Origin of the sequence: Mesorhizobium sp. BR1-1-2 (assembly GCF_020165435.1) — a bacterium.
GTDB lineage: Bacteria > Pseudomonadota > Alphaproteobacteria > Rhizobiales > Rhizobiaceae > Mesorhizobium.
Window position 1 is genome coordinate 457,157 of record NZ_JAIUID010000003.1, and the last position, 13,117, is coordinate 470,273.

The window sequence follows — 13,117 nt, forward strand, 5'->3', positions numbered from 1 at the left end:
TCAGGCCGACTTCTTCTTGTCGTCGTCCTCGTCGATTTCCTCGAAATCGGCATCGACCACATCCGAGTCCTTGGCGGCGTCCGCCTTGGCGTCGGCTTCCGCCGCTTCCTTCTGCGAGGCTTCGTACATGGCCTGGCCGAGCTTCATCGAAGCCTCCGCGAGCGCTTGGCTCTTGGCTTCGATTTCCGCTGCGTCGTCACCCTCGGTGGCGGTCTTCAGCGCCGCGATCGCGTCCGATATCGCCGTGCGGTCGGCTTCCGAGACCTTGTCGCCATATTCCTTCAGCGACTTCTCCGAGGAATGCACCAGCGCCTCGGCCTGGTTGCGGGCCTCGACCAGCGCGCGCCGCTTCTTGTCGGTCTCGGCATTGGCTTCGGCGTCCTTCACCATCTTCTCGATGTCGGCGTCCGAAAGGCCACCCGAGGCCTGGATGCGGATCTGGTGCTCCTTGCCGGTGCCCTTGTCCTTGGCCGAAACGTTGACGATGCCGTTGGCGTCGATGTCGAAGGTAACCTCGATCTGCGGCACGCCGCGCGGGGCCGGCGGAATGCCCACCAGGTCGAACTGGCCGAGCGCCTTGTTGTCGGCGGCCATTTCGCGCTCGCCCTGGAAGACGCGGATGGTCACGGCCGACTGCGAATCCTCGGCCGTCGAGAACACCTGGCTCTTCTTGGTCGGGATAGTCGTGTTGCGCTCGATCAGCCGGGTGAACACGCCGCCCAGCGTCTCGATGCCGAGCGACAGCGGGGTCACGTCGAGCAGCAGCACATCCTTGACATCGCCCTGCAGCACGCCGGCCTGGATGGCGGCGCCGAGTGCGACGACCTCATCGGGATTGACGCCCTTGTGCGGCTCCTTGCCGAAGAACTGCTTCACGATCTCCTGGATCTTGGGCATGCGGGTCATGCCGCCGACCAGCACCACTTCGTCGATCTCGCCAGCCTTCAGGCCGGCATCCTTGAGCGCCGCCTTGCACGGATCGATGGTGCGCTGGACGAGGTCTTCGACCAGGCTTTCGAACTTGGCGCGCGTCAGCTTCAGCGTCAGGTGCTTCGGGCCAGTCGCGTCGGCGGTGATGAACGGCAGGTTGATCTCGGTCTGCGTCGTCGACGACAGCTCGATCTTGGCCTTTTCGGCAGCCTCCTTGAGGCGCTGGAGGGCGAGCTTGTCGTTCTTCAGGTCGATGCCCTGTTCCTTCTTGAACTCGGCCGCCAGATATTCGACCAGGCGCATGTCGAAATCCTCGCCGCCGAGGAAGGTGTCGCCATTGGTCGACTTCACCTCGAACACGCCATCGCCGATCTCGAGCACCGAAATGTCGAACGTGCCGCCGCCAAGGTCATAGACGGCGATGGTCTTGCCGTCCTTCTTGTCGAGGCCGTAGGCAAGGGCTGCCGCGGTCGGCTCGTTGATGATGCGCAGCACTTCGAGGCCGGCGATCTTGCCGGCATCCTTGGTTGCCTGGCGCTGGGCGTCGTTGAAATAGGCCGGAACGGTGATGACCGCCTTCTCGACCTTCTCGCCGAGATAGGCTTCCGCCGTTTCCTTCATCTTCTGCAGGATCATGGCCGAGATCTGGCTGGGCGACTGCTTCTTGCCGCCGGCCTCGACCCAGGCATCGCCATTGTCACCCTTGACGATCTTGTAGGGGACAAGCTTCTTGTCCTTCTCCGTCACCGGATCGTCATAGCGGCGGCCGATCAGGCGCTTGACCGCGAAGATGGTGTTTTCAGGATTGGTGACCGCCTGGCGCTTGGCCGGCTGGCCGACGAGACGTTCTCCGTCGCCCGAAATGGCGACGATGGAAGGCGTCGTGCGCGCGCCTTCCGCATTCTCGATCACCTTCGGTTCCTTGCCATCCATGATGGCGATGCAGGAGTTGGTGGTGCCAAGATCGATACCGATTACTTTTGCCATTTTTCTAGTCTCTCCGCTAAGCAGGCTCTCAGGACCCGTAAGGCGTTCCGACGAAAGCCCCTGTTCACAAGAAATCCCGTTCGGCAACCGCTGTCGCGGCGCTGGACGGCTTGGCGCGTATATAAGAACAGGCGGCATCGGGCGCAAGCATTCTGCGCAACGCTTCCACCATCCTCGCCAGCGCATGGAAAAACGGCCCGATCAGGCCTGCCTCGCTGTCGTTTGGAAGAATAGCCAGGCCCCTCAGTGAACCTTTCCGCCTTCGCGTCCGACTGACGCTCAGGCGCCGCATCATGCGGCCACGGGAAAGGGAGCCACCATGACCAGCACCCCAGGGACGCCATGGCCTCCCCGACCAACAGGAGCTCGGCGCGACCATCGTCTTCGAGACAAGGTCGATGCGCTTGGCTTTCCGCTGGTTCCGTTGACCCTGCACAGGGGCGGGCGTATCGTAATCATGAGGAAAGCAGACAATTCGATCGGGGACGAACGTGCCGGAACGCCGCGCCTTGCCTTGGTTTGCGCGGCAGGATCGGTTGGTTCTCCCTTAGATTTCGGGGGGAGTTCCATGTCTCGCGATCACGGCCGGTTCGTGCCCTTTCGTGCCGGCCGATTGCGCCGCGTGGCGAAGGCACCCAGCGCATTTCTTGTCCTGGCGCTGACCGCCGGCCTGTGGCTTGGCGGCCCCGCGCGGGCGCAGGAAACCCGGATCATCTATCCCGGCTCGATGGCGGTCACCGGCTTTTCCGGCACTGTCATTCCCGATTTCGACTCTTCTGATTCCGAAAAGGGGGGCCTGCCGCCCGGCGTCGATCCGGTCGACGAAACCTTCATCGACACGGCGCGCGCCACCTTGCGCGTTTTCGACGTTTCAAGCCTGGGCGGGCCGGCTTCGGGCCAGCTCGTCTACACGCCGCCGCCTTTCGAGGTGACATCAGGCCAGATCGGCCAGGTGTTCGGCCTCACCTATGATGACGGCATGCGCGACGGCGTCCCGTCAGGCATCCCCAATCTCTATGCCGGCGCCACCTCGCTGCATGGCATCCGCATCGTCACGCCTGACGCCGACGATGACGGCAGGCCTGAGCGGCAGCGCCGCGGCATGGCAGGCGCGGTCTTCATGCAGGGCCAATTCGGCACCGAGAACGGCGGCGGGCCGGGCACCATCTGGAAGATCGACGGCATCACCGGCCAGGTCGCCAAATTCGCCGATATCGATACCAACAGCGGGCCGGGCATCGGCAATCTCTCCTTCGACCCCATCCACCGTCAGGTCTTCGCCTCCGACCTCGATACCGGCCTGATCCATCGCATCGACGCCGGTGGCGCGCTGGTCGACACGTTCGACCATGGCGTCGCCGGGCGCCCGGCGCATGGCCTGGCTCCGGTCGCCGACGATGGCGCCGTCATGGACATAAAGGGCGCCGCCTTCGACACAGAAGACCCCGAGACCTGGGGCTACACCCAAGACGAGCGCCGTGTCTGGGCCGTCGCCTATCATGGCGGCCGGCTCTATTATTCCGTCGGCGAGAAGGCCGAGATCTGGTCGGTGGGCATTGCCCGCGACGGCCGCTTCGCCGGCGATCCCCGTTGGGAGCTGACGGTCAAGGCCGACAAGGACTATGCCGTCACCGACATCGCCTTCGACAATAGCGGCTTCATGTACCTGGCCCAGCGCGGCCCGGTCGAGAATCGCTACGACTACAGCCAGTTCGCCGATTCCGGCAAGGGCGAGGTCATCCGCTACTTCAGCGAAAACCCGGACGATCCGGCAACGGAATCGGCCTGGGTGGACGCGCCGCAGGAATATGCCGTCGGCTTCCCGCAAGGTTTCAGGCAGTCGGCCGGCGGGCTGGACCTGCAATATGGCTATGACGCCGAGGGCAATCTCGATACCTCGGCCTGCACCCAGACGCTGGTCAAGTCAGGCGACAAATTGCGTGACGATCCGGCCCTTGCCGAGCGGCTCGCCGCTGGCGGGCCGCTAGCCCTGCACGGCGTGCAGATCACGCCCAGGGAACTGGTCAAGCCGGCTAATGCGCCGCCTTTCGGCTCCTGGTTCGTCGACTTCGACGGCTATTTCGAGGACCCGGAAGTGGAAGGCCATGTCGGCGACGTCGCCGTCTGGCATCCCTGCGAGGACCGCGCCGGCTACTATGAGGAAATCCCGGGCGGCTACCTGCCGCCGTTCTATCCGCCGGACTTCCCACCGCCCGGCAACCTGCCCCCCTGTCTTGATGTCGACGATGTCAGATATTTCTGCACGCCGCGCGGGCTCGAGGCGGACCTCTACCTTCATGACCATACCGGCTTCGGCGGCGATTCGATCAAAGCCCAATCCAGGACGCCAGGCGTCGGGGTGACTTCACCCATGTCGCATGTGTCTGGCAAGCCATACACGATCGGCATCACCGGCCACGATCCGGGCGACACGGTCGATGTCGGGCTCTGTTTCTACAGGAAGTCCGACAAGGACAAGGGCGGCTACTACCCTTGCTGCAAGATGACCTTGCCGCTCAGAACGCCAGCCGTCAGCTGCGAGCGTTGAGGAGGGGACGATGAACAATCTCGTACTCTGCCCCCTCGCGGCGAACACGCAAAAAACCGTCATGGAGACGATCATGAAACCCCTGTCATATGCCAGGCGCGGCGCGCGCTGGCTGGTGGCGGCCGGTATCGCGGTCGCCATGCTGCCGGCGCTGCCGGCACTGCCGGCACTTGCCGAAGGCACGGCTTCGGCCAAGACCGTCCAGGCCGCCGGCCCGGATATGGAATTCAAGCTCGACAATCCGCGTATCATCAATCCGGAGCCCGGACGGGCCGTGCCGGTCTTCACCAAGACCGGCGGCCAGCGAAGCTGCGATTATGTCTTCTACACGTTGAGCTTCGGCCTGCGCGGCGCCCCGCAAAGCTTCGCCAGCCCGGGCCTGGCGGCTTCGCTGAAGAGAGCCCGGCTCGACTTCAAGGACCAGCTGCCGCACGGCCTGCAAATCACCAATGTGCAGGTCTCCGGTGACGGCACCAATCCGTCCGGCGGATCTCTGCCCGACGCCGTCCTCAGCAATTCGGCCGGCCCCAACGACACCGCAACGGTTTCCGATTTCCGGATTTCCGCTTCCGATCTCGACGGCTCGGGCGCGCCGAACGAACGCGTCATCACGTTCCGCATCACCGCCAGGATCGACCATGCGGCGTTCCCCGCGTCGGCGACGGTCGACAATCAGGGCCTGATCAAAGTCACCGTCGGCACCGGCACGGGAACCGTCATCCCGTCGCAGGATCCCGGTAAGCCGGACGACGGCAATTTTCTCACCGGCGAAAAAACCTCGATCCGGATCGACCTGACCAAGTGCAATCCGCCGCCACCGCCGCCACCCGGCAAGGAATGCTTCAAGGTGGAGCGCGGCACGGTCGACTGCGTGCCCGGCGGCGGCGCCTTCATCTACCATATGCCTGTCGGTCCCGAGATGGGCGGCAAATGGGTGCAGCTTTCGACGACGACGCCCGGCATCACCATAGTTCCCGACACCCAGAAGGTGCCGGCCGGCGGCGGTGTGCTGAACTGGAAGATCGTCGGCGCCTCGCCGGGCGACGTCATCCACCTCGTCGTCACCGGCATCGAAACCTATGCCGGGCCGAAAGAGGGTTGGGGGCTCTGCTGCACGCAGACCATCGACATTGTCATCCCGCGTGACCAGAGATGTCCGCCCAGGGACAGGCAACCGGACCTGAAGGTCGAGAAACGCGCCGATGTCACGCGCTGTACCATGGGCGGCGGCTGCGACTTCACCATCCGGGTCAGCAATGTCGGCGACGCGCCCTATAACGGCAAGATCGTACTCGACGACGTGACACTGCCGGCCGGCTCGACGCTCGACTCAGGGCCCAATCCGCCCTGGGTCTGTGTGCCCGGCACCGCGCCGATGACGTGCACCCATCCGGTGACTACGCTCAATCCGGGAGCTTTCGTCGACCTCGAGCTCGGCTTCAAGCCGGCCGGGAGCTGGCAAGGCGCAAGCTTGCGCAACTGTGCCGCCTATAACTATGCCGCCAGCGGCAAGCCGCTGTTCGGCAGCCAGGCCAACGACCGTGGCTGCGCCTCGATCCCGATCTGCCGGCGTGGCGATCGCGACCGCGATTGCCGGCCGCCGGTCGAGAAGAAGACCGACCTGATCCTGAAAAAGCGTGCCCGTGCCGAAGCCTGCACCGCCGATGGCGTGTGCAGCTTCGTCATCGACATCATCAACAACGGCACCTCGACCTATAGCGGGCCGCTGACCGTGATCGACACCTATCCCGGGGGGGCGCCGGCTTCCTCGACTTTCGGCCCGAGCCCGCCCTGGACATGCGGTCCGAACGGTCCGGGCCAGTTCCGCTGCGACAATGCCGGCATCTCGCTGCCGCCGGGCGCCTCGACGGCGATCGTCGTCAAGGCGGTGGTGCCGGCCAGCTATCGGTCGGACGCGATCGAGAATTGCGCCGAGGTGAAACCGATCCCCGGCGAGGCCGACCTCACCAACAACCGGGCCTGCGCCAAGCAACGCATGCCTCGTCCCAATGGCGGCCAGCCAGTCCTGCGCATCACCAAGACATGCGGCGGCTCGCTGGCGGGTGCCGCTTTCGTCTCCTGCCGCATCACCGTCAGCAATGCCGGCACGGCTGCCCCCACCGGTCCGGTGCGGGTCAACGACGCCGCCACTTTGGTGTCGGGCGGCGCGCCCGTCGAGATCCGGACCGTCACCCCTGACGGCGCGGAATGGGCGTGTGGACCGCTTCCGGCCGACACGCTGGCGTGCCAGATTCCCGGTGCCGTCATGACGCCGGGAACCAGCAGGCACTTCGACGTCACCGTTTCGGCCAACGGCGAGTTCGAGAACTGCGCGCGGGGCTCTTACGGCCCGGCGCAGGGCGACGATGTCGTCCATCTGATCGGCCGGGCCTGCGCCAAGGGCGGCGGGGCCTCGTCCATCCGCGTCGAGAAGACCGGCGACAGCGAGTGCCGACCCGGAAAACCTTGCTCGTTCGAGATCACCATCACCAATGACGGCCCGACGGAATTTGCCGGCGCGGTCCGCATCGGCGACGCGATAGGCGTCGAAGGCCTCGGCCGGCTGGAAGGCGTCGCGATCACCTCGATCGAGCCGCCCTTCGGCTGCTCGCCGGAACCGGCGGTCTTGCCTGCGTCCTGCATCGCCGACCTGACGCTTGGCGGTGGCGAAAGCCGTATCCACAAGGTTACCGTGGTCATCCCCGACGACGGCCGCCTGGCCAATCTGCAAGGCAGCGTCAACGGCCAGAACTGCGTCGGCGTGCTCTCTCCCGACACGCGGGTGCAGGGCGGCGGCGATGTGCTTTCCCGCGACCAGGCCCAGAGCGAACGCGGCAAGGCCTATGCCTGTCATCCCTTCACCATCAGGCATGAGACGAAGAAGGAATGCTCGGCAGGCTTCGTCATGAACGACGCCGGCCGGTGCGTCTGCCCGCAAGGCACCACCTATCGCAACGGCCAGTGCTCGTCCGGCGGCGTCATCATCCCGCCGAAGGAGCCAAAGCGTTGCGTGCTGCTCGAGGGCCAGATCCGCACAGGGGATGGACGCTGCGTCTGTCCGCGCGTCACCGAGCTGGAGAACGGCGCCTGCGTCAAGACCTCCAGGCCGGGCTGTGCGATACCGGGCTCGGTGCCGACATCGGACGGCGATCGCTGCACCTGTCCCAGGGGCACGCATCTCGACCGGGATGCCAACGCCTGCATACGCGACAGGCCGAAGCCTGAGCAGTGCACCATCCGCGGCCAGGTCCATGACGCTGACGGCGACTGCGTCTGCCCAAGGGGCACAGAGCTGCGCAACGGCGCCTGTCGTCAGGTCCGGCCGAAGCCAGAACAGTGCACCATCCGTGGTCAGGTCCACGGCGCGGACGGCGACTGCGTCTGCCCAAGGGGTACCGAGCTGCGCAATGGAGTGTGCCGGCGCAAGCGGTCCGATGTGGAGCAGTGCGACATACGCGGCCAGATCCACAACAAGCGCGGCGAGTGTGTCTGTCCGCGTGGCACCCAGGTGATCGACGGCGCATGCCGGCGGTCCAGGCAAGAGAGCGAATGCGCGCCGGGCTCGCAAATGGTCAACGGCCAGTGCCAGCCGATCTTCACGCGGCGTTGCCCGGAAGGCATGATCGGACGTTATCCAAACTGCAGGCCGGTGCGCGGGCAGCCCTCGCTGGAACTCAACCCGGGCATGCTGTTGCAGCAGGTTCTGCCACGGCGCAGGCCGCAGTCCGAACAGCGGCAGGATACGGCTCCAAACAGAATCCTCAATCTCCAGCAGCAGTAACCATCGCCTGAAAGGCACATCGGAAACCCAGCCGGAGCAATCCGGCGGGGTTCTTCGAAGCCCGGGAGCAAGCCGAAACTGGCTGCAACACGACGAGGACGCCGCCACACTATCCCAGCCTGTGGAACCGCCACGCTGGCGCTCTCGACAAGTCATCCGCTGCGCTTTAGGCAGTGACCAGATGAAAAAGGCGCTCGGAAAGGCCCCATCATCATGACGAAAAAAACCTTGATCGCACCTTCGGTGCTGGCTTCGGACTTTTCGAGGCTGGGCGAAGAGGTCGAAGCCGTCGCGGCAGCCGGCGCCGACTGGATCCATCTCGATGTGATGGACGGCCATTTCGTCCCCAACATCACTTTCGGTCCGCCGGTGATCAAGGCGATCCGCAATCGCACCAAGGCTTTCTTCGACTGCCATTTGATGATTGCTCCGGCAGATCCCTATCTGGCCGCCTTCGCCGAGGCCGGTTGCGACGGCATGACGGTGCATGCCGAGGCCGGGCCGCATCTCGACCGCTCGCTCCAGACGATCAGGAATCTCGGCAAGAAGGCCGGCGTTTCGCTCAATCCGGCAACGCCGGAAAGTGCGATCGAATACGTGCTCGACAGGCTCGACCTGATCCTGATCATGACCGTCAACCCGGGTTTCGGGGGCCAGGCCTTCATTCCGGCAATCGTCGACAAGGTGAGGCGGGTCAAGGCGCTGATCGGCGGCCGGCCGATCCGCATCGAGATCGACGGCGGCGTGTCGCCCGAAACCGCGCCGCTGGTGACCGCCGCCGGCGCCGACGTGCTGGTGGCCGGCGCCGCCATCTTCAAGGGCGGCAGCGTCGAAGCCTACCGGGCGAATATCGAGGCGATCAGGACGGCGGCCGACAAGGCAGCCGGCTAAAAGCACCGCACAAGGAGCCTATGGGCCGGAGGCCTGGATTTCCTACGTGGTCAATTCCGCGGACGTTAAATTTCTGGCGGTTGTAGCCGAACACGATTTCGTTCGACCAGATATAGGATCGTGCATATTTCTTTGTTCTAAAGTACAATGGCGCGATCTCCCCTTGAGCGCGTCGAGACGCGCGCGGTAGGGTAAGTGTACGGAAAGGGAACTGTTTCTCGGACTCGAATTGCCCAGGACCGGAATTGGGGACAAGGAGCCGATTTTGACATACGCAGCTGCCAACCTGAATGACGACGGCACCGGCTCGAAGAGTACGCTCGCCAGCACCGTCTACCATCAACTCCGTGCCGATCTTCTGCGGGGTGCCCTTGAAACCGAGAGCAAGCTGCGGGTCGAATGGGTTGTTTCCAAATACGGCGCCGGCGCTTCCCCGGTTCGTGAGGCTCTCAATCGCCTGGCCTCGGAAGGGCTTCTCGGTCGCCATGACCAGCGAGGCTTCTTCATCATGCCGGTCAGCGCGGCAGAGCTCGAGGAATTGACGCGCACCCGTTGCTGGCTCGAGGAACGGGCGCTTCGCGAATCCATCGCCCACCGCACCGCCGAGTGGGAAGAACAGCTGGTGCTGGCGCTGCATCGGTTGGGGCGCACCTCGCGCCTCATCCCACCGGACATGTCGCTCAATCCGGACTGGGAGAGACTGCATCGCACTTTCCACCGTGTGCTGATCTCGGCCTGCCGGTCGCAATGGCTGGTTGGCTTCTGCGACCAGCTTTCCGATCACGCCTACCGCTACCGGCGAATGGCCAGTAACGGCGAAGGCGTCCAGCGCGACGATTTCGCGGAGCACCGCCTGATCGCGGAAAATGCGCTGGACGGTAATGCCGACGCCGCGGTCGAAGCCCTGCTCAATCACTATCGCCTGACGGCAGCCATGTGCATGGAGCGCTTCAAGCAGGTCGAAGCATCAGAGCCGGCCAGCGCCGGGGCCGAGCGCACGCCACGTTAGCGCCGCATCGCGCCAAGTCTTTGCCACCTCACCGGCAAGGCCTTTCCGCTTTTCGCCCGGCGACATGATCATGGCGGCCGCGTGGAGCCGCCCTTGCGGGCTTGACGGGTCGGCAAGAACCACCAAGAGTCTGGCGCCGTGCAAAGCGGCCGAACCGGAAGACAGGCCCGGCTCCGTCCGGATACATGCCTTTCTCCGCTAGACGCAGGAAGACCTCATGAGCAATCATCTGTTCGACATTTTCCGGTCCCGGATGCCGAAGCCCGGACGCCTGTTGATGCGGACGGATGACGGCCGAGTGCTGACCTATGGCGACATGCTGGCGCGCTCGGCGCAATTGGCGCACGCGCTTTTGCAACTTGGTGTCGAGCCCGGAGACCGGGTCGCGGTGCAGGTCGAGAAGAGCCCGGAGGCTATGCTGCTGTACCTCGCCTGCCTGCGCGCCGGCGCCGTCTTCCTGCCGCTCAACACCGCCTATACGCTGGCCGAACTCGCCTATTTCTTCGGCGACGCCGAGCCCCGGCTCGTCGTCTGCGATCCGGCTCGGGCAGCCGACATCGAAGCCCTGGCGCAAAAGTGCGGCGCCCTTGCCGTCACCCTCGGCGGCAAGGGCGAAGGATCGCTGACGGACCAGGCGTCGCGGCAATCGCCCGACTTCCACGACGTGGCGCGCGGTCCTGACGATCTTGCGGCGATCCTCTACACGTCGGGAACGACTGGCCGCTCGAAGGGCGCCATGCTCAGCCACCAGAACCTCGCCTCGAATGCGCGCGTGCTGGTCGACTATTGGCGCTTCACATCAGACGATGTGCTGATCCACGCGCTGCCCATCTTCCACACGCATGGGCTGTTCGTCGCCACCAACGTCATCCTGATGGCCGGCGCCTCGATGCTGTTCGAGCAGAAGTTCGACGCAGGGCGCGTCGCCTCGCTCTTGCCGGACGCCACGGCGCTGATGGGCGTGCCGACCTTCTATGTCCGGCTCTTGCAGCAGGACGGGCTGACCCGCGAGGCGGCAAGAAACATCCGCCTGTTCGTCTCAGGCTCGGCGCCGCTGCTGGCCGAGACGCACAAGGCCTGGCGCGAGCGCACCGGCCACGCCATTCTCGAGCGCTACGGCATGACCGAGACCAACATGAACACCTCCAACCCCTATGATGGCGAACGCCGCCCCGGCACGGTCGGCTTTCCCTTGCCGGGCGTGTCGCTGCGCATCGCCGACCCCGACACTGGCAGGCCGCTTGCCCAGGGCGAGGTCGGCATGATCGAGGTCAAGGGGCCGAACGTCTTCTCCGGCTACTGGCGCATGCCGGAAAAGACCATGGCGGAATTCCGCGCCGATGGGTTCTTCATCACAGGCGATCTCGGCATGATCGATGCCGACGGCTATGTCCACATCGTCGGCCGCGGCAAGGACCTGATCATCTCGGGCGGCTACAACATCTATCCCAAGGAGCTCGAAAGCGAGATCGACGCGCTTGACGGCGTCCTGGAAAGCGCCGTCATCGGCGTTGCCCATCCCGATTTCGGCGAAGGCGTCACGGCCGTGGTGGTTCGCTCGCCGGCTTCGACCGTCACCGCTGCCGCAATACTCGCCGCCATTGCCGGGCGCGTGGCCAAATACAAGCATCCCAAGCGCGTGGTCTTCGTCGACGAATTGCCGCGCAACACCATGGGCAAGGTGCAGAAGAACCTGCTGCGCGATGCCTACAAGGACCTTTTTTCTGGCAATACGCCGGCTAATTGAACCCATCCAGGCAAGACGCCCTCATCTCCCAGTCCTGCTGTTTGACGAGACACAGCGCGAACAGGTTACGAGGACATGCGAACAGTTTCGCGCGGTCGCCTGGGCATCATCGGGGATACAGGAGACCGACGACATGCTCGGCCAGAGCCAGGCTTGCCGTCAGGCCCGGGCTCTCGATGCCGAACAGGTTGACGATCCGGCCGGCGCCGTGGTCGGCCGGCCCCTGCACCATGAAGTCGGCAGCCGACTGGTTCGGGCCGGATAGTTTCGGCCTGATCCCGGCATAGGCCGGCAGCAGGGCGCCGTCCCTCAGATCCGGCCAATAGCGCCGGATCTCGTCATAGAAGACCGCGCCTCGGCCGGGATCGACCGTATAGTCCGTCTGGTCGATCCATTCGACGTCGGGCCCGAAGCGGGCGCTGCCGCCGAGATCGATGGTCAGGTGCACGCCGAGGCCGCCATTGACCGGCACGGGATAGATCAGCCGTGAGAATGGCGAGCGGCCCGAAAGCGAAAAGTAGTTGCCGCGCGCCAGCCAGAGCGGCGGCACGAGCTCTGGGGGGAACCCTTCGATGCTACCGGCCAGCGCCTGCGCGTCGAGCCCTGCGGCGTTGACGAAAGCGCCGGCTTTCAACGTGAATGTCTCGCCGTCGGCGTCGTGCGTGCTGATACGGATCCCATCGGGGTCTATTGCCGCCCCGGCGATGGCGGTCAGGAAGGCCAACGACGCACCGGCCGCCTCCGCGTCGCCGCGCAGCGACAGCATCAGCGCCTGACTGTCGACGATGCCCGTCGACGGCGACAGCAGCGCGCCGGCGCAGCTCAGCGCCGGTTCAAGGTTTTCGGCTTGCGCGGTGGTCAGCAAGTCGAGGTCGTCGACGCCGCATTGCTCCGCATTGGCCCGGATTGCATTCAGCCGGGGCAGCTGGCCAGGTTCGACGGCGACGATCAGCTTGCCGGTGCGTCGATGGCCGATGCCACGCTCGCGGCAATAGGCATAGAGCCGTTCGCGCCCTTCGACGCAGAAACGCGCCTTCAGGCTTCCGGGCGCGTAATAGAGCCCGGCATGGATCACTTCCGAATTGCGCGAACTGGTGACGGTGCCGATCGAGGCGGCCTTTTCGACCACCAGCACTTCGCGGCCCGACAAGGCGAGCGCCCTGGCAATTGCGAGCCCGACGACGCCGGCTCCGGCGACGACGCAATCGACGTCAGCCATGGCCG

At 65.0% G+C, this 13,117-nt stretch carries 7 protein-coding genes; 5 read left to right on the forward strand and 2 right to left on the reverse strand.

Annotation, left to right across the window (positions count from 1 at the left end; genetic code table 11):
• Complete coding sequence (dnaK, locus tag LB551_RS08730) at positions 1-1,917, reverse strand: molecular chaperone DnaK (protein WP_140551705.1); 1,917 nt, start codon at positions 1,915-1,917, stop codon at positions 1-3.
• A 568-nt stretch (positions 1,918-2,485) separates the two neighbouring features.
• Between dnaK and LB551_RS08735 the strand changes: the two genes are divergently transcribed.
• The 5 genes from LB551_RS08735 to LB551_RS08755 all read left to right on the forward strand — a co-directional run bounded on the left by LB551_RS08735 (position 2,486) and on the right by LB551_RS08755 (position 11,893).
• Positions 2,486-4,465 carry a hypothetical protein gene (locus LB551_RS08735; protein ID WP_224658906.1) on the forward strand — a complete coding sequence of 660 codons (1,980 nt, stop codon included), beginning with the start codon at positions 2,486-2,488 and terminating at the stop codon, positions 4,463-4,465.
• Positions 4,466-4,475: 10 nt separating this feature from the next.
• A complete protein-coding gene (locus LB551_RS08740) occupies positions 4,476-8,246 on the forward strand; it encodes a DUF11 domain-containing protein (RefSeq protein ID WP_224658908.1) in 3,771 nt (1,256 codons plus the stop codon).
• 213 nt (positions 8,247-8,459) lie between these two features.
• Positions 8,460-9,137, forward strand: coding sequence for a ribulose-phosphate 3-epimerase (gene rpe, locus LB551_RS08745; protein ID WP_224658910.1), 678 nt, complete (start codon positions 8,460-8,462; stop codon positions 9,135-9,137).
• 265 nt (positions 9,138-9,402) lie between these two features.
• Complete coding sequence (locus LB551_RS08750) at positions 9,403-10,146, forward strand: GntR family transcriptional regulator (protein WP_224658911.1); 744 nt, start codon at positions 9,403-9,405, stop codon at positions 10,144-10,146.
• A 217-nt stretch (positions 10,147-10,363) separates the two neighbouring features.
• Positions 10,364-11,893, forward strand: a complete 1,530-nt coding sequence (locus tag LB551_RS08755) for a malonate--CoA ligase (RefSeq protein WP_224658912.1) — start codon at positions 10,364-10,366, stop codon at positions 11,891-11,893.
• Between the two features lie 106 nt (positions 11,894-11,999).
• Here the strand turns inward: LB551_RS08755 and LB551_RS08760 are convergent, their stop codons facing one another.
• Positions 12,000-13,112: an NAD(P)/FAD-dependent oxidoreductase gene (locus tag LB551_RS08760; protein ID WP_224658913.1), complete on the reverse strand. Its 1,113-nt coding sequence runs from the start codon at positions 13,110-13,112 to the stop codon at positions 12,000-12,002.
• Positions 13,113-13,117 lie beyond the last annotated feature (5 nt).